General features: G+C 51.8%; 17 protein-coding genes. 9 read left to right on the plus strand and 8 right to left on the minus strand.

Features of this window, described 5'->3' with window-relative positions; genetic code table 11:
• Window positions 1-5: 5 nt before the first annotated feature.
• From mltB to DW350_RS13190, 8 genes are all read left to right on the plus strand, one after another.
• Window positions 6-947: a lytic murein transglycosylase B gene (mltB, locus tag DW350_RS13155; protein WP_115719369.1), complete on the plus strand. Its 942-nt coding sequence runs from the start codon at window positions 6-8 to the stop codon at window positions 945-947.
• Window positions 937-1743 (plus strand): septal ring lytic transglycosylase RlpA family protein, encoded by an 807-nt coding sequence (locus DW350_RS13160; RefSeq protein ID WP_115719370.1) that lies wholly within the window; start codon window positions 937-939, stop codon window positions 1741-1743. Before mltB ends, DW350_RS13160 begins: the two co-directional genes overlap by 11 nt.
• A gap of 72 nt (window positions 1744-1815) precedes the next feature.
• Complete coding sequence (locus DW350_RS13165) at window positions 1816-2973, plus strand: serine hydrolase (protein WP_115719371.1); 1158 nt, start codon at window positions 1816-1818, stop codon at window positions 2971-2973.
• A gap of 102 nt (window positions 2974-3075) precedes the next feature.
• Entirely contained in the window at window positions 3076-3339 is a 264-nt protein-coding gene (ybeD, locus tag DW350_RS13170) for a DUF493 family protein YbeD (RefSeq protein WP_115719372.1), read from the plus strand.
• Window positions 3329-3982, plus strand: a complete 654-nt coding sequence (lipB, locus tag DW350_RS13175; protein ID WP_115719373.1) for a lipoyl(octanoyl) transferase LipB — start codon at window positions 3329-3331, stop codon at window positions 3980-3982. The genes ybeD and lipB overlap by 11 nt, the downstream gene beginning before the upstream one ends.
• Window positions 3979-4944 carry a lipoyl synthase gene (gene lipA, locus DW350_RS13180; RefSeq protein WP_115719374.1) on the plus strand — a complete coding sequence of 322 codons (966 nt, stop codon included), beginning with the start codon at window positions 3979-3981 and terminating at the stop codon, window positions 4942-4944. The genes lipB and lipA overlap by 4 nt, the downstream gene beginning before the upstream one ends.
• A gap of 132 nt (window positions 4945-5076) precedes the next feature.
• Window positions 5077-6330 carry a hypothetical protein gene (locus tag DW350_RS13185; RefSeq protein ID WP_115719375.1) on the plus strand — a complete coding sequence of 418 codons (1254 nt, stop codon included), beginning with the start codon at window positions 5077-5079 and terminating at the stop codon, window positions 6328-6330.
• Window position 6331: 1 nt separating this feature from the next.
• Complete coding sequence (locus tag DW350_RS13190) at window positions 6332-7201, plus strand: hypothetical protein (RefSeq protein WP_115719376.1); 870 nt, start codon at window positions 6332-6334, stop codon at window positions 7199-7201.
• A 26-nt stretch (window positions 7202-7227) separates the two neighbouring features.
• Here the strand turns inward: DW350_RS13190 and DW350_RS13195 are convergent, their stop codons facing one another.
• Window positions 7228-10503, minus strand: coding sequence for a S41 family peptidase (locus DW350_RS13195; RefSeq protein WP_115719377.1), 3276 nt, complete (start codon window positions 10501-10503; stop codon window positions 7228-7230).
• 290 nt (window positions 10504-10793) lie between these two features.
• Here DW350_RS13195 and DW350_RS13200 point away from each other — a divergent pair, with 290 nt between their 5' ends.
• The gene (locus tag DW350_RS13200; RefSeq protein WP_192954680.1) at window positions 10794-12722 is read left to right on the plus strand and encodes a putative bifunctional diguanylate cyclase/phosphodiesterase; all 1929 of its coding nucleotides are present in this window, start codon (window positions 10794-10796) and stop codon (window positions 12720-12722) included.
• On the opposite strand, the gene nlpI is transcribed toward DW350_RS13200, so the two are convergent.
• The 7 genes from nlpI to nusA all read right to left on the minus strand — a co-directional run bounded on the left by nlpI (window position 12643) and on the right by nusA (window position 21908).
• On the minus strand, window positions 12643-13527 hold the full coding sequence (gene nlpI, locus DW350_RS13205; protein ID WP_115719379.1) for a lipoprotein NlpI: 885 nt from the start codon (window positions 13525-13527) through the stop codon (window positions 12643-12645). The two genes, DW350_RS13200 and nlpI, sit on opposite strands and share 80 nt — an antisense overlap.
• A 93-nt stretch (window positions 13528-13620) precedes the next feature.
• A complete protein-coding gene (gene pnp / locus DW350_RS13210; protein ID WP_115719380.1) occupies window positions 13621-15801 on the minus strand; it encodes a polyribonucleotide nucleotidyltransferase in 2181 nt (726 codons plus the stop codon).
• 152 nt (window positions 15802-15953) lie between these two features.
• A complete protein-coding gene (gene rpsO, locus DW350_RS13215; RefSeq protein ID WP_115719381.1) occupies window positions 15954-16223 on the minus strand; it encodes a 30S ribosomal protein S15 in 270 nt (89 codons plus the stop codon).
• Window positions 16224-16315: 92 nt separating this feature from the next.
• Entirely contained in the window at window positions 16316-17248 is a 933-nt protein-coding gene (gene truB / locus DW350_RS13220) for a tRNA pseudouridine(55) synthase TruB (protein WP_115719382.1), read from the minus strand.
• On the minus strand, window positions 17245-17649 hold the full coding sequence (gene rbfA, locus DW350_RS13225; protein ID WP_115719383.1) for a 30S ribosome-binding factor RbfA: 405 nt from the start codon (window positions 17647-17649) through the stop codon (window positions 17245-17247). Before rbfA ends, truB begins: the two co-directional genes overlap by 4 nt.
• Before the next feature lie 63 nt (window positions 17650-17712).
• Window positions 17713-20370 (minus strand): translation initiation factor IF-2, encoded by a 2658-nt coding sequence (infB, locus tag DW350_RS13230; protein ID WP_115719384.1) that lies wholly within the window; start codon window positions 20368-20370, stop codon window positions 17713-17715.
• A gap of 26 nt (window positions 20371-20396) precedes the next feature.
• Entirely contained in the window at window positions 20397-21908 is a 1512-nt protein-coding gene (nusA, locus tag DW350_RS13235; protein ID WP_115719385.1) for a transcription termination factor NusA, read from the minus strand.
• Window positions 21909-21924: the final 16 nt, after the last annotated feature.

Below are 21924 nucleotides of genomic sequence, written 5' to 3' on the forward strand. Positions count from 1 at the left end.
GTCAGATGTCGAAATGGAAGTGGGGGCTGCTTGCCCTTTGCCCCCTTACAGCGCTGGCACAAATCCCTGACGACCAGGCGAAAACCCTGGCTCAGCTATCAGGACTTACTGAGCAGCAAGTACAAAAGGCGATGGACGGGGTAGAGAAGAACCCGAAAATTATTAAAGCCATCACTACCCCCTGGGAATCAAAGCCCTGGTATCAATACGAACCCATTTTTATTACCCAAAAGCGGCTCGACAAAGGCCTGGCTTTTTGGAAAGCCAATGAGGCACTGCTTAAGCAGGCCCAAGCCAAATACCAAGTGCCCGCATCGGTTATTGTCGCCATTATTGGCGTTGAAACCTACTACGGTACGCACATGGGCTCCTACCCTGTGCGCGACGCGCTTTACACCCTGGGTTTTTATTACCCGCCCCGCGGCAGCTTTTTTACCAAAGAGTTGGCCCAATACTTAAAACTCGCCCACCAGCAAGACTGGCAACAAAGCCCCGATGGTAGCTACGCTGGCGCCATGGGGATGGGCCAGTTTATGCCGTCAAGCTATCAGGCCTATGCCGTCGATTTTGATGGCGATGGCAAACGCGACCTTTTTAGCTCCAACGCCGATGCTATTGGCTCTGTCGCCAATTATTTTCACGTGCATGGTTGGCAAATGGGCGAGCCGGTGATGGTAAGCGCTTCGGTTAAAGGTAAAGCGCCGGTAACCGGCGGTTTGGACATTGACAGTACCTTGGGCCAGCTAAAAAAAGCCGGTGTTACCCCAAGCGTGGCGATGGACGAAAACACCGCTGCCAAGCTGTTTGCCTTTAAGCTCAAAGACGGTACCGACTATCAGGTGGCCTTCCATAATTTTTATGTGATCACCCGTTACAACCGCTCCCCCCTTTATGCGCGGGCGGTATGGACACTGGCCAGTCAGCTGGAGCAGGCCCATGACCAATAAAACCGGGCTGTTGTTATTGGCCACGGTTTTGCTGGCAGCTTGTTCATCCACCCCTGATAGCGGTACTAGCCAACAGGGGCGTTACCGCCAGCAGCATGATGCCTACCCGGTTGATGTGCCGAAACTTGATAATGTCACCAACGCGAAAGTGATTGCCGAGCCTTATTCCAAACAAGGCAACCGCGATTACGAGCTGCGTGGGCACTTTTATAAAATACTCAAAAACCCGATTGGCTTTACCCAGGAAGGTTACGCCTCCTGGTATGGCACCAAGTTCCATGGCTACCACACCTCCAACGGCGAGGTGTACGACATGTATGCCATGACGGGTGCTCACAAAACCTTGCCGCTGCCGAGTTTTGTGCGTGTCACCAATCTGGATAATGGCAAACAGGTTGTGGTGCGGATTAACGACCGCGGCCCTTTCCATCAGGGCCGTATTATCGATTTGTCCTATGCTGCTGCCTACAAGCTCGACATGCTCAAACAAGGCACCGCCCGGGTTAAGCTGGAAGTGGTGACAGCGCCGCAAAAAGAAACGGTGTTAGCCCCTATCAAGGCTAAAAACCCCATTTTTATTCAAGTGGTTGCCAGCAGCGATAAAGACAGGGCCACGGCGGCAGCCAAGCATTATGCCGCCATGGCCAATAGCAGCTACCAGCTGGTTTTTGATCAAGGCTTGTACAAGGTACAGCTGGGGCCAGTGGCCGATGAGCTAAAAGCGGAAACCATGATTGAACAGCTAAAAAAACAAGGGGTAACTCACCCCTTTAAAGTTTATGCGGAACCTCAGTGAGCGACTGGGGTCAACATCCCTTGATGCCTCTGGTAACCTACACAAAATCGAAATAAGAAGATGATTCTACCTATGCGCAATGCCCTTCTCTCTTTAAGCCTGCTTGGCTTAACCGCCTTTTCTGTTCAGGCAGCACGTATTGTCCCTGATGCGCCTCAGGTTGACGCCAAAGCCTATGTGCTAATGGACTATAACTCAGGCAAAATTCTGGCAGAGAACAATGGTGACAAGCGCCTGCCGCCGGCATCCCTAACCAAGATGATGACCAGCTATGTCATTGGTAAGGAAATCAAAGATGGCCGTATCAAACGTACCGATATGGTTACTATTTCCAAAAATGCCTGGGCTAAAAACTTTCCCGAGTCCTCCAAAATGTTTATTGAGGTCGGCACTCAGGTCAGCGTTGGCGAGCTGAACAAAGGCATTATCATCGATTCGGGCAACGATGCTTGTGTAGCCATGGCCGAATACATCGCTGGCACCGTTGGCGGCTTTGCTGACTTGATGAACGCAGAAGCCAAACAGCTGGGCCTGAAAAACACCCACTTTGTTAACCCGCACGGCCTACCGGACCCGCAGCATTACTCTACTGCCCATGACTTGGCGCTGTTGGGTAAAGCCCTTATTCGCGACCTGCCGGACGAGTACAAAATTTATTCTGACGAATCGCTAACCTATAACGGCATCAAGCAATACAACCGTAATGCCCTGCTGTGGGACAAATCCATGAATGTGGACGGCATCAAAACCGGCCACTTGTCTGAGGTAGGCTATTCACTGGTTGCCTCTGGCGTGAAAGATGGCATGCGGTTGATTTCCGTGGTTATTGGCACCAAGTCAAACTCTGCCCGCCGGGATATTTCAAAAGAATTGCTGAATTGGGGTTTCCGTTTTTATCAAACCGTCACCCCCTTTAAAGCCGGCCAAGAATTTGCCAAGCAGCGCATCTACATGGGCGACGTTGATACCGTTCGCCTGGGCGTAATGAAAGCAACACCGGTCACTGTGCCGCGCGGCGCCGCCAGCGATATCAAAGCCGATATCCAACTGGACAAGCAGTTAAAAGCGCCACTGGCCAAGGGTGAGCGCGTTGGCACTTTGTTCTTGAAATTAGACGGTAAGGATATTGCCCAGTACCCGCTGGTATCCTTGGATGAAGTGAAAAAAGGCGGCTGGTTCTCTCGCCTTATCGACTACTTCACCCTGCTGTTCAAAGGCTGGTTCAGCTAAGCTTGAAAAAGCGCTTTTAAAGCCACATATACGAAGACGCCCTAGGGCGTCTTTTTATTTGGGTTCTGTTACAATGAGCCCCATTGATGCTGGAGTGGTAGCATGCAGACCGAGTTTGACAAATATCTGGAATTTCCTTGCCAGTTCCCCTTTAAAGTCTTGGGCCAAGCCCATGACGAACTGGTAGATAAAGTGGTTGCCGTGGTGCAAGAACATGCCCCAGGCGATTACTCGCCAACCGTGCGCCCCAGCACGAAAGGCACCTACCATTCGGTTACGGTACAAGTCACCGTGACCTCCAAGGACCATATTGAAACGCTTTATCAGGCCCTTGGTGATATTGAACTGGTAAAATATGTCCTCTAACTTGCTGGTCCGTCAGCTGGGACGCCAACCCTATCAGCCCATTTGGGATGCCATGAAGGCATTTACCCAAGAACGCGGCCCCGACAGTGTTGACGAATTCTGGCTGGTGGAGCACGACCCGGTGTTTACCCAGGGTCAAGCAGGTAAGGCAGAACACTTGCTTTTTACCGGTGATATTCCGGTGGTTCAGGCCGACCGAGGTGGCCAGGTAACCTATCACGGGCCTGGCCAGCGGGTGTTGTATGTGCTGGTAGACTTGCGCCGCAAAAAGCTTGGGGTGCGCGACTTGGTTACCCACATTGAGCAAGCGGTGGTAGCAACCCTCGCCCACTTTGGTGTAGAAAGCGCACCTCGCGCCGATGCGCCCGGTGTTTATGTTGGCGACAACAAAATTTGTTCGTTGGGCCTACGAGTGCGCCGTGGCTGCTCCTTCCACGGTTTGGCCCTTAATGTCGCCATGGATTTGGAGCCCTTTCACCGTATTAACCCTTGCGGTTACGCAGGCATGGAGATGACCCAGCTCAGCGCCCTGCACCCAAACACCACCCTTAGCGATGTAGATCCCATACTGGTTGCCAACCTAGCAAAGCGCCTGGGCTTTGACGACTGGTCCTGTACAGACGGATTGGATATAGCTTCATGAGCAAGACCGTACGCATTGAACCCGGCGTTAAACTGCGCGATGCCGATAAAATGGCCCTGATCCCTGTCAAGGTCATGCCTTCTGAGCCCAAGGAAATGCTGAGAAAACCCGAGTGGTTACGGGTAAAGCTGCCCGCCAGCACCCAGCGGATTGACGACATTAAGGGCGCCATGCGTAAGCACGGCCTGCATTCGGTATGTGAAGAGGCCTCTTGCCCTAACCTGTCGGAGTGCTTTAACCACGGCACCGCCACCTTCATGATTTTGGGTGCCATTTGTACCCGCCGCTGTCCCTTCTGTGACGTGGCCCATGGCCGCCCATTGGCACCTGACCCGGATGAAGCCGAAAAATTGGGCGTTACCATTCGCGACATGAAGCTTAAATACGTGGTGATCACCTCGGTTGACCGCGACGACCTGCGTGATGGCGGCGCCCAGCACTTTGCTGACTGTATTAAAGCCATTCGCAAATACAGCCCTAACATCAAAATTGAAATTCTGGTCCCCGATTTTCGTGGCCGTATGGATGTGGCCCTGGATATTCTGTCTGAAACACCGCCGGACGTTTTCAACCATAACCTCGAAAACGTGCCACGCCTTTATAAGATGGTGCGCCCCGGCGCCAACTATGAATGGTCGCTGGAGCTGCTAAAACGCTTTAAAGAACGTAACCCGACAGTGCCTACCAAGTCTGGCCTGATGATGGGGTTGGGTGAAACCAACGATGAAATCCGCGACGTGATTAAAGACTTGCATGCCCACGGCGTAACCATGCTAACCCTTGGCCAGTACCTGCAACCTAGCCGCCACCACTTGCCGGTAGCGCGCTACGTGCCGCCTGCTGAGTTTGATGCGCTACATGATGATGCCATGGCCATGGGCTATGAACATGCCGCCTGTGGCCCGCTGGTGCGCTCTTCCTACCACGCCGACAAACAAGCGGCCGGTGAAGAAGTAAAATAACTGTTCGCAAAAATGAAAAAGGCGCTCTTGGGCGCCTTTTTCATTTAACGCATGTCCGATATGCCATGACAGGCCATTCACCCTTGCCCAATACTTCGCCCTCAGGTTCCCAGACACACTCAAGGAAGAGTCATGTCACGCCAGATGCTTTCTGCGCAAACACGCAGTATTGCTGCCAATACCTTGGTCAGTTGGAAAGACGCCGTTCAATACCCCGAGTTCTCCAAGCTGTTTGATAACGACACCCAGCGCCCCATGACAGTGAAAAAGCTTCCCGCCAAACTGTCGGCCTGGCTGGAGACCCGGGTAAAGCTTAAACATCAAGCCTTAAAAATGCTGTGCAGCCTCAACGACTTTGACCGCATCAAAGTGGTTGAAGAGATAGTCGCCATCTCTAAAAACCCCAGCGCGCCAGATGTATCTGTGCAGCGCAATAATGCCTTCCAGCGCCTTCGCCGTAGCCAATATCCCTTTAAGGGGTATCACTATTTGGTGGAGTTTGTTATCGCGTCATCAGGAATAGTGATAAACGAGGTTTACTTCGACAAGCAGTTATTAGGCGTGAAATCGGGCACTCCCTATCTTGAACGTAATGCTCTCTATAAGGTGCAAAGAAAAGGCCACATGGCTTTTAAAAAGGATAACCAAGACGACAAAATCGTAGATAAGCTGATTGCCAATTGGGACAACGCCGAGCCAGTTCCAGTGCATAGAGTAGAAACTCAGTATGCCGCCGTAAACGGCATGCTTAACGAACTGCCCAAGGCGACCTGGTTGATGGGCACTCACTTAGAAGCGGCCTACCAGAACCAGTCCTTTGAAGACTACACCTTGTTTCATAATCCCAGTGACAGCGCCGGAGAAGACATTCTCGAGTGTGGTTTTGATAAACGCTTTGCAGGCCGCTTTAATGGCTACAGCCACAATGTGCATCATTTGGCAGCCGTACTTCATGAAGCCCAGCAGCGTGGCCAGCGCACCCAATGGGTCGCTCATAGCCAAGGCGCCATTATCTTTGCCAGAGCGATACGTGTTCATCTAAAAGCCATTGGTACACCGCTTAACTGCCATAGCATTAGCTTGCACGGCGTGGGCTGCAATATGGCGGATGTACGCCTGGTCTGCCAGCAAGCATTAATTCCAATTGCCTCTAGCCGCAATAACCCCTTTGATCCGGTTCCTAACATCGCCGGTGCAAACGATCTGAGTGCATCAGGGTTGTGGCGTGCGTATAAATTTATGGGACTGATTAAGGGCGATAACAGCCTGGCAAGTTCACATACCTTGCCCTATTTGGGAATAGAGACTTATCATCATCAGCTGCTGCTCACTGGGAATTACGGTCACGCCAAAATGGTGGCGCGTTATATAGCCAAAGGGGGCTAAGTTGTTAGGCAAGATTAAAGATCACCTAATACGAAAAGGGACTTCTGGCGGCCCCGACTTTGAGCATAGCGAACACTATCAGGTTGCAGCTGGGCCATATTGCATCGACATTCTGCAACCAGGCAGCATCATCCAGGGTACATCAGGTAAGTATCCATCCTCGATTGACCTTACGCATTTTGATAGCAATGCCGTTGAGGTGGATCGCGAGTGGCGCACGGGCCATCGTTTTGTCGATATTGACGCCGCCCTTTGGCGGTATCGCCAGCCTAAATGGTATCCCATTCAAGGCGAGCCCTTTACCTTTGTTACCGCAACTTGGAAGGTAGAACAGCTAAAAAAGCCACTTGAAGAAGAAAGCTGTGCTGCACTAACTACGTACCTGAAAGACGACTACTTTCAGTTTGTCGACGCGGTGGGCGGTCATAATTGGCATAAACGTCAAAAAGAAATCGCTTTTTTTGCTACTCGGGAACACCTTTCAGCCCAAGATAAGGTGGACGCTTACTATCAAAGCCTATTAGATGGAAGTGTCGATAAAAGCCATCTGGATATGGTACTTCATGATTATGAGGACGCCATAAACAGAGGGGTTGAAGCATCTAAAATGCATGTTCCCCATGAATATAAGATCGTTGCTCATAGCAACCTCAATTGGGTGCATTTTTGGTGGTCACACCATGGCGTGATCCCACACTATATTTACTACTGCACGCCTTTGGGGACACGATATCAGCTGGTTATCCAATTTAGTCTCAATCGCATGTTGCCCAGCAACTTGGACAAATATTGGCTAGCGCAGGCTCAAGCCGATTTTGAAAAAGTGGTCACCGGTACTACGGTGCAGCGGTTGGCATTGCCTCAAGACTAAAAAGGCGCCCTTGGGCGCCTTTTTCGTTAGCGTTTGCTTTGGTCATATTCCTTTTTAACGTCGGTAGCCCTTGGCTGTTTTGTTACATCATCGGCTTTTAAAGGTTTGATTGGGTGGTCTTTTAGCTCTTTTTCAAGATAGCTAATCCCACGCAACAGCTGCGCATCTTTACCTTCAAAGGTGGCATGGGGCAGGTTATCCACTTCAATGTTGGGCTCCACCCCATGGCCTTCAACAATCCAGTGGCCGTCCAGCTCAAACTGCGGGAACTCGGCAACCCTTGCCATACCAAAGTCAGACAATGCATTGCGGCCGGTGAGCCAAACACCAGCGCCAGCGGTGCGCATACCAATCAACGGCGCCAAACCTAAGGCTTTAATACCGGCACTAAAGGTTTCACCATCGGAATAGGTAACCTGATCGGTCAGTACCACCAGGTGGCCACGGAAGGCTTGCTGCATGTTGGTGTTGGCATCACCTTGTTTGGGCTGCCAGAACATCCACACCCGGCGCATAAGCTTGTCAATTATCCAGGAGTCAATATTGCCACCACGGTTACGGCGCACATCGATGATAAGCCCGTCCTTGTTGTAGTTGGCATAAAACTCCCGCGCGAAGCTTTCAATATCGCTGGTGCCCATGGCGTAGAGATGCAAGTAACCAATTTTGCCGTGGCTGGCCTTGGTGACTTCATCGCGGTTGTGCTCAACCCAGTCGTGATAACGCAGCATGCTGTTGGTGCGTAAATCGACCGGGTAAACAATCACCTCATGCTTTTTATCACCCCGTGCCAAGGTCAGCAGTACCTGTTTGCCGGCCTGATTACGCAGCAGCAAACTAACGTCGCTTAGCTTGTTCACGGCTCGGCCATTAATGGCGGTTATCACATCGCTATTACGGGCATCAACGCCAGGTTTAGCCAGCGGGCCCGCTTGGTCCGGTAATTCTGGGTCTGTTTCAAAGATATGGCTAATGCGTACGCCATCGTCGCCCTGCACCAATTGCGCGCCAAGGCTAGCGGCGCTAGCAGCATCGGCGTTGCCAGGAACATCGCCTACATAGACCTGTGAATGCAGTGCATTCAGTTGGCTGGTCATTTGCCCCATCAAATCAGCCAGCTCATAACGGTCAGACACCCTCGCCACCAAGGGCTCAAAACGGGCTTTGACTTTATTCCAATCAACACCGCGCATGGTTGGGTCGTAAAAAGAAGAGCGGTGCATCAACCAAGCGTCTTTAAACATTTGTTGCCATTCATCACTGGGGTTGATGGCCAGCTGCCATTGGTCCCCTTGCACTTGCATGTTGCTGGTATCACCCGGCATAGAGGCAAGGGCTGGCACTATCATCATTTGTTCTGGCCGGCTTTGCCGCTGCACCAATAATTTGTGGCGGTCATCAGACAACTGGTAGCCACCAATATCGCCAGCGAAGGTTTCAATCTCTGGGGATTGGCGGTCAAAGGCAATGGTTTTTAAGCTAGAAAGACCATTACCTGCCGGGCTGTCTTGCACATAAAGACGCTCGTCGGTGACTTCCAGGTGGCTGTAATTACCTGATGGCACGGGAACCTGCCAGAGGCGCCCGGCAATGGTATCCCAGGCAATCTTTGACTTACCGTCGTCGGCTTGCTCTTTGGCTGCCAGCAATTCACTAGGACGCTGGAAAGGGAATACCGCTTTAGGATCCAGAGCCAGTGCATAGATATCGGTGCGTTTATCAAACATCGGCCCCATATTACGGTCGCCCCAAGGCGCGCCGGGGGTAGCGTTAAATGAGCGGTCAGACAAGAAATACAGCCACTTACCATCAGGGCTAAAGGCGGGCGAAGACGACTCGTATTTACCGCTGGTCAGAAATTGTTGGCGCCCTTCTTTGACATCATAAAGGATCACTTGGCTACGTTCGTGACCGTTAAGGGTAGCGGCAATGGCTAAGTAGCGGCTGTCGGCTGACCATGCCAGCTCACCAAAAGGCCCAAGGCCAGGGCCGTTGCCAAAGATCTTTTTATTGGTGCCGGTTTTAAGGTCGAACAGCCACAAGGCACCATCGTTATCGTCGTTGGCCAGATAACGGCCATCGGGTGACAGGCTTAAACTCCACCTCAAGGTGTGGCCATCGTGAGTAAGCTGTTTGGCGTTATCACTGCCATCAGCGGCAAAACGCCAAAGTTCCTGCTCGCCACTGGCATCACAGATGGCGTAAATCCATTTGCCATCTTTGCTCATTACCGCATCACGCACCCGGCTTTGGGCAGGGGTTGCTATTTGTACCAATCGCGAACCATCGGTGCCCGCAACGGCGACCCGGCCACGGGCGGTTAACACCACTTTACTGCCAGCGGCGTTAAGCTCGGCATCTGTGGCGTATTTAAGGGGTTCGGATAGCCAGCGCTCTTGCTCATAAGGCTCATCACTGGCAAGAGCAACGTCCAGCTTCTGGGACGAGTCCTTAGCAATATCCAGCATCATTAAATCAGCGCCGTGCTGGAACACAATGCGGCCATCGTTGAGGCTTGGCCCGCGCACTGGCCAGTTTTTAAAGTGTGTTAACTGCTTGGCGTCACCACCGCTGGCCGCCATAGACCAAAGGTTAGGGTTACCGTCTTTGTCGGAAACATAGTAAAGACGGCCTTGATAAAACATCGGGTCGCTTTCTGAGCCGGCGTCTTTGCTCGACAGTAGCTGCGCCTCTTTGTTGCTGCCAAGCTTGTAACGCCACAGCTGCCCTTGCGCACCGCCACGATAAACCTTGGCGTGGTCACCGGTTACTTGCAGGCCAAAGCGCGCAAAATAAACGTAGTCACCCTTTTCATCCAGACTGCCTTGCACTGCATTGGCGAGGGGTAAGGTGGTGGTTTTAAGTGTGCCAGGGTCAACTTCTTTTAGGATCCAGGTGCTGGACGGCCCAAAAGCATTATCGGTGGAATAGAGAATATGGCCGTCGTGGGTCCAGCCTTGTAAACGGACATGGCTTTGCTCGAAGGTAACTCTTTTCGGAGCACCGCCATTAACGGGCATTACATAGGCTTCCTGAGCCCCTTCGTAATTGGCAACAAAGGCCAAGGTTTTTCCATCCTGGGAAAGTACAGCACCACTTTCTTGCGCCGGGCGGCTGGTTAAACGATGGGCTTGCCCTTTGCCTAAGGTATCGACCCAAATATCCCCTTCTGATGTGAAGACTAAGGTGTTGCCATTGAGTGCCGGCTGACGGTAATAACCGACATGGTCCTGAGCCGCCACGGCGGGCACAGCAATACCCAATGCGGCCAAACAGCAAACTAAGCTGTAGCGAAGTTTCATGCGCTTTCTCTTTATTGTGGTGTGTGAAATTGCCTTCCAGGCAATTTAGCTAAGCTACCGAGACTAATGCCTTGAGGAAACAACAGATAAGCTGAAAAGTGTAGATTGGCCGTCAGATGACAAATTTTTTTAACCACTAATATTTTTTAACAATCATTTGACGAAAGGTTAAAAAGGCATCACCTTATGTACGTACGCCGATTTGCCTTGTTAGGTTGATTATGCCGCATCAGAGAAATGCAAAGCTCAGTCGACGTTTGATGTTACTGGCTTTGAGTTTGAGTTTCTTAATGATGGTACTGCTGATCCCGGTTCAGTACCTGATGGATAAGAAAGATGCACAGGGCAGTGTTACTCTCACCAGCACCCAGGTAGTTAAGGGCTTTTTGCCTACCCTGGCGGGCGCCGTATGGAATTTTGATACCGAACGCACCCGCTTGAACCTTGAAAGCCTGCTTCAACAGCCTTTTGCCGCTTATGCTGCTATCGCTGGCGATATTAATATTGCTGTCGGCGAGAAGCCCAAAGACGGTCAGCAATACCAATACCCTATCAAAAATGGCCAGGGTAAAGATCTAGGTCAACTGACGCTTATCTTTGATAACCATGCCATCAGTACCCATGCCTGGGATAAAGTGCGTAGCGCCTTTCTCACCTTAAGCCTTTACACCTTTATTTTGGCAGGGTTACTGCTTTGGTTGGTGCAAACACTGGTAACGCGGCGCCTATTGAGGCTGTCACAGTTCGCGAAGGGTTTGCGCCTTGAGAATTTAGAAGCCACGCCAGCGCTTTATTTCAAGCAAAGCCAGGATGAGCTGGACCACCTCACCAAAAGCTTGCTGGACATGCGTAACCAGTTGGTTACCGACAGAAACGAGCTTAAGCGCTTTGAAGCCGAACTTGCCCGCCGGGCACATGAAGACCAGCTTACTGGCCTGCCGAACAGGTTTAGCTTCTTAGAGGCGCTTTACAAGCACCTTGAGAGTGGTGAGCCATTTACCCTGATGTTCCTTGACCTTGATGGCTTTAAAAAGGTTAACGATGGCCTGGGCCATAGCGTCGGCGACGAGCTATTGAAAAAGACCACGCAGCGCCTGCGAGAGCTGGCCGGTGAATGCAGCTTTTTAGCCCGCTACGGCGGTGATGAATTTGTATTGTTGGTAAATCAAGCCAATGAAGACAGCATTAAAGCTATCGCCATTCGGCTAACTGAAGGCTTTACCCGGCCATTTAGCGTATCGGGCAATGTTCTGCATTTGTCCGTAAGCATCGGTATTGCTCGCCACCCTGACGACGCCGCCAATGGCGAGGAACTGATCCAACGCGCCGATGTAGCCATGTATCAGGCAAAAAATATTGGCCGCTCACGCTACTTGTTTTTCGACCAATGCCTTTACGACAACATGCGTAATAAGCTCACCATGGAAGAGTTGTTGCGTAAGAGCATGGAGAAAAAGGATTTCACGCTGGTTTACCAGCCGATCTACAACACCACTGATGGCAAAATGAAATCAGTGGAAACCTTGCTGCGCTGGTCACATGCCAGCCCAGATGTCTTTATTCCTCTGGCTGAAGAAACCGGCATCATTTTGCCGTTGGGGCTTTGGGTATTGGAGCAAGCCTTGGAACAGGCCTGTTACTGGCAACAGCAAGGTATTGACTTAGTGGTGTCGGTGAACGTTTCTCACAACCAGCTGCATCAAACCAATTTTGCAGACAAAGTTGCAAAATGCTTGAAAAAGAAAGGCTTAGAGCCTTCCGTTTTGCAGCTCGAAATCACCGAAACAGCACTAATGGAAGATTGGCAAGTCAGCCTGGCCAATATTCAAACCTTGCGCGATATGGGTGTTCGCATTGCCTTGGACGATTTCGGTACCGGCTACTCATCCCTGTCACATCTTCAGCAGTTGCCACTGGATTGCCTGAAAATTGATAAAAGCTTTATGGCCCGGATCCACGAGTCTCACCGCGACAGATCATTGGTTGAGGCATTGGTGAGTATGGCCAAAGCCTTGTCTTTAAAAGTGGTCGCAGAAGGAATAGAAAACCAGCAGCAAATGCTGCTGGCTAAAGAGATGGGGATCCATTACCTGCAAGGCTTTTATCTTGCTAAACCGAGCCCTAAGGAGTTATTAGAGCTCAACCAGCCTTTTGCTGAGCTTGCGCCAGCTGACGGCGTATCCGCTTTATCTCAAGACGTGCGTAGCGATACTCAATAAAATCTTTCACATTGGTGGTTAACGCCAATTTGAAGAAGTTAATGGCTTCGCCAGTGTCGCCATGGCGCTGGTGAAGCTTGCCAAGGTAGAAATACGCTTCACACAGTCGTTCAGCCAAGGCTTGGTTTGAGTCAATGCCGTCTTTAAGGCCATTGATAAAGTCACTCTCAGAGAGTTTTCCCTGATACAACAATACCAACTGATTCGCCCAAGCATGGCCATGCAGGTGCTTAGCATTGGCATTGAGCTCGGTCATTGCCTTTGCAGGGTCCACCGCATCTTCTAACAGATACATCCAAACAATCCGATACGGGTCGTCAGGTTGCAGGCTCACAAACTTTTTAAGGTCCGGCACGCCAAGCTCTGGCCTGTCGCCGTAATAGAGCGCAATACCACGATTCAAATAGGCATAATCAGGCTTTGGATCTAAGGCGATGGCGGTATCCAAAGCGTCATAGGCCTGGTCAAACTCTTCGTCTGATATGGCCTGAATACCAATAAAATTATAAGCATCAGCCATTTTGGGGTTGAGCTTAACGGCCAGGTGGAAATCCCGGTTTGCTAATGCACGCAAGCCCACAGAGTCATACACCACGCCACGGTGGTAAATCACCTCGGCACGCTGCTCTTTATTGAGGTCAGCGCGGGCCAATATCTGTTCTAAACGAACCAGTTCAACTTCCGATTGAAATGGAACTGCCATAGGTTCAGCAAGAATAAGCCTGCTGTCGGTTTTACTTGTGGATGGCAAGGAGGCACAGCCTGCCAACATCAATGGGATCAGGACGGCTAGTGTCTTTCGCATAATCCATGTCTCTTCTTTGTTGTCGATACATCCTGCCAGAACCAAAAACAAAAGGGGAGCCAAAGCTCCCCTTTTTATCAATAAGCTTAGTGCTTACTCAGTTTTATCTGCATCGCTGTCGATTTGTGCAGCAGGTTCGGCCTGAGGGGCTTGTTCAGTAGGCGCTTCGGCTGGCTCTTCTACTTTTTCAGGCTTAGGCAGCGCTTCTTTAATAGACAGACGCACGCGGCCCTGACGGTCCACTTCCAAGCACTTAACCTTGACTTCCTGGCCAACTTTCAGGTGATCAGACACATTCTCGATACGCTCTTCAGCGATCTGGCTAATGTGTACCAAACCTTCCTTACCAGGCAGAATGGCGACGAAAGCACCAAAATCAACGATCTTAGTCACTTTACCGTCGTAGATACGGCCAACTTCAACTTCGGCGGTCAGATCTTCAATGCGGCGGATAGCCTCTTTGGCTTGGTCGCCGTTGACAGCCGCGATTTTAACGGTGCCGTCGTCATCGATTTCAATGGTAGTGCCGGTTTCTTCGGTCAGAGCGCGGATAACGCTGCCGCCTTTACCAATCACATCACGGATCTTCTCAGGGTTGATCTTCATGGTGTGAATACGCGGTGCGTAGGCAGAAATTTCGTCACGCGGGCCTTCGATAGCCTGGTCCATTACACCCAGAATATGGATACGGGCGTCATGGGCCTGCTTCAGCGCCACCTGCATGATTTCTTTAGTGATGCCTTCGATTTTGATGTCCATCTGCAGAGCGGTAACGCCCTGACGAGAACCGGCCACTTTAAAGTCCATGTCGCCAAGGTGGTCTTCATCACCAAGGATGTCAGACAGTACTACGAAGTTTTCTTCTTCTTTTACCAAGCCCATGGCAATACCGGCCACAGAGGACTTGATAGGCACACCGGCGTCCATCAGCGCCAAAGAGGAGCCGCAGACAGAAGCCATAGAGGAAGAACCGTTAGATTCGGTGATTTCAGACACCACACGCACGGTGTAAGGGAATTCGTCGGCAGACGGCATTACCGCCAGTACGCCACGTTTAGCCAAACGACCATGACCGATCTCGCGGCGTTTGGGGCTACCAATCATGCCGGTCTCACCTACACAGTAGGGAGGGAAGTTGTAATGGAACAGGAAGTGGTCGGTACGTTCACCGGTCAGTTCATCAATGATCTGGCCGTCACGCTGGGTGCCAAGGGTGGCAACAACCAGTGCCTGGGTTTCACCACGGGTAAAAATAGCGCTACCGTGGGTACGGGGCAGTACGCCGGTGGCAACATCCAGGGCACGCACCATTTGTGGGTCACGGCCATCAATACGCGGTTCGCCAGCAAGCACACGGCCACGGACCAAGGTTTTCTCTACTTTTGAGAAGAGATCGCCAGCTTCTTTGGTGTTGAGCTCAGGGTCGGCCTCAACCAGGCTTGCCATCAGTTCAGATTTGATAGCACCGATGGTGGCATAACGTTCCATTTTGTCTTGGATACGGTAAGCATCACCCAGTTTTTCCCAAACAGCGGCTTTGATTTTTTCTTTAAGCTCGGTGTTCTCGGCCGGCGCGCTCCACTCCCATTTCGGGGTGTTTACTTCAGCGGCAAATTCGTTAATGGCACTGATCACTGTTTGCATTTGCTGGTGACCAAACATCACCGCATCCAGCATCACTTCTTCTGGCAGCAATTCAGCTTCAGATTCCACCATCAATACCGCACCTTCGGTACCGGCAACAACGAGGTCCAGCTTGGAGGAAGGTAATTCTGCGGTGGTGGGGTTCAGCACCAGATTGTCATTGATATAACCAACACGGGCTACACCGATAGGGCCAGCAAAAGGAATGCCGGAAATAGCCAGTGCAGCAGAGGTGCCGATCATGGCAACCAAGTCAGGGCTAACTTGTGGGTTCACAGAAACCACAGTGGCCACAACTTGTACTTCATTCTTAAAGCCATTCGGGAACAGCGGGCGGATAGGACGGTCAATCAGACGCGCAGTCAGGGTTTCGCCTTCGCTAGGACGGCCTTCACGTTTGAAGAAGCCACCAGGAATTTTACCAGCAGCGTAAGTACGCTCTTGATAGTTAACGGTTAGCGGGAAGAAATCCTTGGAAAGGTCGGCTTCTTTTTTACCGACAACAGATACCAGTACAACGGTGTCGTCCATGCTGGCAATAACAGCTGCGCTTGCTTGGCGCGCTACAGCGCCGGTTTCCAGAGTGACGGTGTTTTGACCGTACTGGAAGGTCTTAATAATAGGTTTCACTGATTGTCCTTAGGATCAAACCGATCCTTGATTTTTTGGTCGCTTACTTTGCGCGCCAAGTATATAGCAGCTTATCGGCAAGAGGTAGCCACTGGGCACCAGAACGCAAAAAAGGGAGCCTAAGCCCCCTTTTCTTTGCAAGGTAATGTCGATTAACGACGCAGACCCAGCTTACCGATCAGATCAGCGTAACGCTGAACGTCTTTCTTCTTCAGGTAGTCCAGCAGCTTACGACGCTGGGAAACCATACGCAGCAGACCACGACGGCTGTGGTGATCTTGTTTGTGCTGGGCGAAGTGACCTTGCAGGTGAGTGATCTGGGCAGTCAACAGGGCAACTTGAACTTCCGGGGAACCGGTATCGTTCTCGCCGCGGCTGTGTTCTGCAACGATTTTAGCTTTCGCTTCAACGCTTAGTGACATGATGTCTCCTAGTAGATAAACACATGGCCGATCACTAATTCAGCCATGCAAGAGGCGCGCATTCTACCCTAAGGCAAGCAAACTGCCAAGGGTCAGTGTGCCACCACCAATCGTTTGGGGGCCACTTTACCGTCATCGTCCATTTCACCGATACCAATAAAGTGCCCTTCTTCCACTATCCGCACCAAACCGGCGGCGGGTGCGCCGCTAACCTGCACCGCCTGCCCTTGTTTAATGTAAAAGGCAGTGGCGGCTTGTACCTCAACAGCGGGCAAATCCAATACCGCGCTGTCCATGGGCAACAGGAAGCTATCTAAGTAGTCGCCAGGGGTTACCTCGTCTTGGCGGGCTTGTTCTAACAGCGCTTCTAACCGCTCGAGCGTGACCATACGTTCCATTGGATAATGGGATACTTTCGTGCGGCGCAGCATAGTGACATGGGCGCCGCAGCCCAACACTTCACCTAAATCGTCAACGATGGTGCGAATATAGGTGCCCTTCGAGCACTCCACATCCAGTTCGACTTCATCGTCGTCAAAACGCACCAAGGTGAGGTTATAAACGGTAATAGGCCGCGCATCACGGGGCACTTCAATGCCTTCACGGGCGTACTTGTATAACGGCTTGCCTTGAAACTTCAGTGCCGAATACATGCTGGGCACTTGCAGAATGTCACCGCGGAACTTATCCAGCGCTTCCAACAAATCACCCATCGCCACATGCACTGGCCGCTCTGACACCACTTCGCCATCCGCATCGGAGGTGTCGGTACGCACCCCCAGTTTAGCTATCACACGGTAGCCTTTATCGGAATCCAACAGATACTGCGAAAACTTGGTGGCTTCGCCAAAACAAATGGGCAGCATACCGGTTGCCAATGGATCTAATGCGCCGGTATGCCCCGCTTTTTGGGCGAAGAATATACGCTTTACTTTCTGCAGGGCGTCGTTAGACGACAATCCCTGTGGCTTGTCCAACAGCAGGACACCGTCAAGCGGACGGCCCTTGGACCGGCGCCTGCTCATTCGGTGTCCTCATCGTCCTTACGGTCGCTTTGGCCTTTTTTCGCTTCATCAGAAGCGATGGCTTGGCTAACCGCGTTGGAGATCCGCATCCCCTCAATCAATGAGGTATCGTGCACAAACTTAAGCTCCGGCACGATGCGCAAACGCAGGCGTGAGCCAACCAGGCTGCGGATATAAGGTTTGGCTTCGGCCAAGCCTTTGAGGGTTTCTTTTACCTTGTCTTCGTTTTGCTCAAACAAGGTAATGAATATTTTGGCATGTGACAGGTCGCGGCTCACTTCAACGCCGGAGACGGTCACCATGCCTACTCGTGGATCTTTAACCTCGCGCTGCAAAATCATTGCGATTTCCCGTTGCAGCTCTTGGCCAACCCGACGTGTACGACTGACTTCTCTTGCCATGATATTTGCCTTTTAAAGACAAGGACGGGGGCGCTTGGCCCCCGTCCTTAAGGTGTTTTGCTATTAGAGGGTCCGAGCGACTTCCACCGTCTCGAAGACCTCAATCTGGTCACCAACGCGAACATCATTGTAGTTCTTAACGCCGATACCACACTCATAGCCGCTCTTCACTTCCGCAACGTCATCTTTAAAGCGGCGCAGGGATTCCAGCTCGCCTTCGTAGATAACCACGTTTTCTCGAAGTACGCGGATGGGCGCAGAGCGCTTAACCACACCTTCGGTAACCATACAGCCTGCAACAGCACCGAACTTGGGTGACTTAAAGACATCACGCACTTCGGCCAGACCGATGATTTCCTGCTTGAATTCCGGTGCCAACATGCCGGTCATGGCTTGTTTCACTTCTTCAAGCAGTTCGTAGATGACGCTGTAGTAGCGCAGATCCAGGTTCTCGGTTTCAACAACCTTACGGGCAGAAGCATCGGCACGGACGTTAAAGCCGAGGATAATGGCGTTAGAAGCCGCAGCCAGGGTAGCGTCGGTTTCGGTGATACCACCAACACCAGAGCCAACCACTTTGACTTTTACTTCATCGGTGCTGAGTTTCAGCAAGGAATCGGTAATGGCTTCAACTGAACCCTGTACGTCGGCTTTGAGCACCACGTTAAGCTCGGACACTTCACCTTCGGCCATGTTGGCAAACATGTTTTCGAGCTTAGCTTTTTGCTGACGGGCCAGTTTAACGTCACGGAACTTACCTTGACGGTACAGCGCCACTTCACGGGCTTTCTTCTCATCACGTACAACAGTGGCTTCATCACCCGCTGCCGGTACGCCGGAAAGACCTAAGATCTCAACCGGAATAGAAGGGCCTGCTTCTTTAATTTCTTCGCCAAGCTCGTTGCGCATGGCGCGAACGCGGCCGTATTCCAAGCCACATAGCACGATGTCGCCTTGCTTGAGGGTACCAGATTGCACCAGCACGGTAGCAACAGGACCACGGCCTTTATCCAAACGGGACTCAACCACAACGCCTGACGCCATACCGTCTTTAACAGCGGTCAGTTCCAGCAGTTCAGATTGCAGCAAGATGGCGTCCAGAAGGTTATCAACACCTTCACCGGTTTTGGCGGAAACCGGAACAAACTGCACTTCACCGCCCCAGTCTTCGGTCAGAACATCGTTCTGCGCCAGTTCGCTTTTAACGCGGTCTGGGTCAGCTTCAGGCTTATCCATTTTGTTCACTGCCACAATCAGCGGTGAACCGGCAGCCTTGGCGTGTTGGATAGCTTCTTTGGTTTGGGGCATAACGCCGTCATCGGCAGCAACAACCAGCACCACGATATCGGTCGCTTTAGCACCACGAGCACGCATAGCGGTAAAGGCGGCGTGACCGGGAGTATCGAGGAAGGTGATCATGCCTTTCTCGTGCTCCACGTGGTAAGCACCGATGTGCTGGGTAATACCACCGGCCTCGCCTGCGGCGATTTTGGCTTTACGGATATAGTCCAGCAAGGACGTTTTACCGTGGTCAACGTGGCCCATAATGGTTACCACAGGGGCACGCGGCTCGGCTTGAGACTCATCGCTGTCACGGTCTTGCAGTACCGCTTCTTCCAGCTCGTTCTCTTTGCGCAGCACCACTTTGTGGCCCATTTCCTCGGCAACCAGCTGAGCGGTTTCTTGGTCGATAACCTGGTTGATGGTGGCCATGGCGCCCATTTTCATCATCGCTTTGATGACTTCGGTCGCTTTTACCGCCATCTTGCTGGCCAGTTCGCCAACAGTAATGGTTTCGCCAATTTGCACTTCACGGGTTACCGGCTGAGCTGGCTTATTAAAGCCATGCTGCATGGACGCCGGGGTACGGCCTTTGCCTTTTTTCGGTACGCGGGCACTACGACGGTCTGACTCACGTTCACGCTTGTCGCTGTTACGCTTGCTTTGACCTTTCGCTTTGGCTGCGCCACGACGACGACCTTCAGATTCACGCTCGGCTTCTACTTCTGCTTCTTTTACGTAAGCAGATTTACCGTCGTCGTCTTCGTCTTTTTTGTTCTTAGCTTCTTCAGCCAAACGCTTCTCACTTTCTTCGGCCAGCTTGCGTGCTTCTTCCTCAAGACGTTTTGCATCCGCTTCTGCCTTTTTCAAGGCTTCTTCTTCTTGCTTACGTTTAAGGGCTTCAGCTTCGGCCTTCAGACGCTGCGTTTCGGCATCGTCTTTTTTGGCGGGTTGCTTGGCAGGCTGCGCTGCGGCTTTTGCTTTCGCATCGGCTTCTTTACGCGCCTTATCTTCCGCTTCGCGCTTCGCTTTGGCTGCCGCTTCTGCGGCCGCTTTCGCTTCAGCTTCTTTACGGGCTTGCTGTTCGGCCTCTAAGCGAGCCTGCTCGGCTGCTTCGGCTTCAATGCGCGCCTGCTCTTCAGGGTCGCGTTTGACAAAAGTGCGCTTCTTACGCACTTCAACCTGCACTTCTTTGGTACGGCCACCAGTACCGCCTACAGAGAGGGTACTCTTGGTCTTGCGGGTCAGGGTCAACTTGTTAGGAGCACCTGCATTGCCACCGTGCTGCTCTTTGAGGTGAGACAGCAAGGTCTGCTTTTCGTCTTCGCTGACCTCGTCTGAAGCGCCTTTGGTGATACCCACTTCAGCAAACTGTTGGATCAGGCGATCAACCGGCGTACCTACATCATTGGCAAGTTTTTCAACTGTAACTTCTGCCATCTAAATCTTTCCTCCGTTGATCCCGTTTAGGCCTCGGCGTCATCACCGAACCAGCAGATGTTGCGGGCGGCCATAATCAGTTCGCCTGCTTTGGTTTCATCCAGCTCTTCGATATCGGCCAAATCATCAACGCCTTGTTCGGCCAGGTCTTCAAGGGTACGAACGCCAACAGCGGCCAGTTTAAAGGCCAGGTGACGGTCCATCCCTTCCAGATTCAATAGGTCCTCAGCAGGCTCTGAGCCTTCGAGGCTTTCTTCATTGGCCAAGGCAGCGGTTGTTAATGCTGCTTTGGCACGGTTACGCAATTCTTCAACCAGCTCTTCATCCAAGCCTTCGATTTCCAAGAACTCAGAGGTGGGGACATATGCAATTTCTTCAAGGGTGGAGAAGCCTTCTTCTACCAACAACCCTGCAAAATCTTCGTCGATTTCCAGCTTGTCCATGAAACGCTTGAGCAGCTTGTCATTTTCAGCCTGGTGCTTGGCTTTTAAATCAGCCAGCGTCATTACGTTCAGTTCCCAGCCACTTAATTGGCTAGCTAAACGCACGTTTTGACCACCACGGCCGATGGCCTGCGCAAGGTTGCTCTCTTCTACGGCAATGTCCATAGAGTGAGCGTCTTCATCAACGATAATGGAGGCCACATCGGCTGGCGCCATCGCATTGATAACAAATTGGGCCGGGTTATCGTCCCAAAGCACGATATCGACGCGCTCACCGTCAAGCTCACCGGATACGGCTTGAACGCGGGCACCGCGCATACCCACGCACGCACCGATTGGGTCGATGCGACGGTCATTGGTTTTCACCGCAATTTTGGCGCGGCTGCCAGGGTCACGAGCAGCCCCTTTTACTTCAATCAGCTCTTCGCCAATTTCCGGCACTTCAATGCGGAAAAGCTCAATCAGCATGTCAGGCTTGGCACGGCTCAAAAACAGCTGTGCACCGCGGGCTTCCGGACGAACGTCAAACAGCAGCGCGCGCACACGGTCGCCAGGACGGAATGACTCACGTGGCAGCATTTCATCCCGATACAAAACGGCCTCAGCATTGTTACCCAAATCAAGGATAACCATGTCGCGAGTCGCTTTTTTTACGGTTCCGGTAACCAATTCACCGACGCTATCAGCAAACTGTTCAACCACTTGAGCCCGCTCAGCTTCACGCACCTTCTGCAAAATAACCTGTTTTGCAGTTTGGGTAGTGATGCGGTCAAAGGTGATGGAATCGATTTGCTCTTCGATATATTCACCGGGTTGCAGTTCGTCATTTTCTTCCATGGCACGCGCAGCGCCCAGGGTAACCTCCTTGAGCGGGTGCTCAAGAACGTCGTCACTGTCTTCGACAATCAACCAGCGGCGATAGGTGTCGAAGTCGCCAGTTTTGCGATCAATGGCGACACGGACTTCGATTTCCTTGTCATGTTTCTTTTTGGTTGCGGTAGCCAGGGCAGCTTCCAGCGCCTGAAAAATCTTTTCGCGCGGTACGGCCTTCTCATTAGAGACAGCATCGACAACCAGCAGGATCTCTTTATTCATCAGGATGCCTCGTTTA

Source organism: Gallaecimonas mangrovi (genome assembly GCF_003367375.1).
Taxonomy (GTDB): Bacteria; Pseudomonadota; Gammaproteobacteria; order Enterobacterales; family Gallaecimonadaceae; genus Gallaecimonas; species Gallaecimonas mangrovi.

Coding starts and splice junctions, on each gene's coding strand:
- mltB (WP_115719369.1), top strand. CDS start 6: ATGTCGAAATGGAAGTGGGGGCTGCTTGCCCTTTGCCCCCTTACAGCG.
- DW350_RS13160 (WP_115719370.1), top strand. CDS start 937: ATGACCAATAAAACCGGGCTGTTGTTATTGGCCACGGTTTTGCTGGCA.
- DW350_RS13165 (WP_115719371.1), top strand. CDS start 1,816: ATGCGCAATGCCCTTCTCTCTTTAAGCCTGCTTGGCTTAACCGCCTTT.
- ybeD (WP_115719372.1), top strand. CDS start 3,076: ATGCAGACCGAGTTTGACAAATATCTGGAATTTCCTTGCCAGTTCCCC.
- lipB (WP_115719373.1), top strand. CDS start 3,329: ATGTCCTCTAACTTGCTGGTCCGTCAGCTGGGACGCCAACCCTATCAG.
- lipA (WP_115719374.1), top strand. CDS start 3,979: ATGAGCAAGACCGTACGCATTGAACCCGGCGTTAAACTGCGCGATGCC.
- DW350_RS13185 (WP_115719375.1), top strand. CDS start 5,077: ATGTCACGCCAGATGCTTTCTGCGCAAACACGCAGTATTGCTGCCAAT.
- DW350_RS13195 (WP_115719377.1), bottom strand. CDS start 10,503: ATGAAACTTCGCTACAGCTTAGTTTGCTGTTTGGCCGCATTGGGTATT.
- DW350_RS13200 (WP_192954680.1), top strand. CDS start 10,794: ATGATGGTACTGCTGATCCCGGTTCAGTACCTGATGGATAAGAAAGAT.
- nlpI (WP_115719379.1), bottom strand. CDS start 13,527: ATGCGAAAGACACTAGCCGTCCTGATCCCATTGATGTTGGCAGGCTGT.
- rpsO (WP_115719381.1), bottom strand. CDS start 16,223: ATGTCACTAAGCGTTGAAGCGAAAGCTAAAATCGTTGCAGAACACAGC.
- truB (WP_115719382.1), bottom strand. CDS start 17,248: ATGAGCAGGCGCCGGTCCAAGGGCCGTCCGCTTGACGGTGTCCTGCTG.
- rbfA (WP_115719383.1), bottom strand. CDS start 17,649: ATGGCAAGAGAAGTCAGTCGTACACGTCGGGTTGGCCAAGAGCTGCAA.
- infB (WP_115719384.1), bottom strand. CDS start 20,370: ATGGCAGAAGTTACAGTTGAAAAACTTGCCAATGATGTAGGTACGCCG.
- nusA (WP_115719385.1), bottom strand. CDS start 21,908: ATGAATAAAGAGATCCTGCTGGTTGTCGATGCTGTCTCTAATGAGAAG.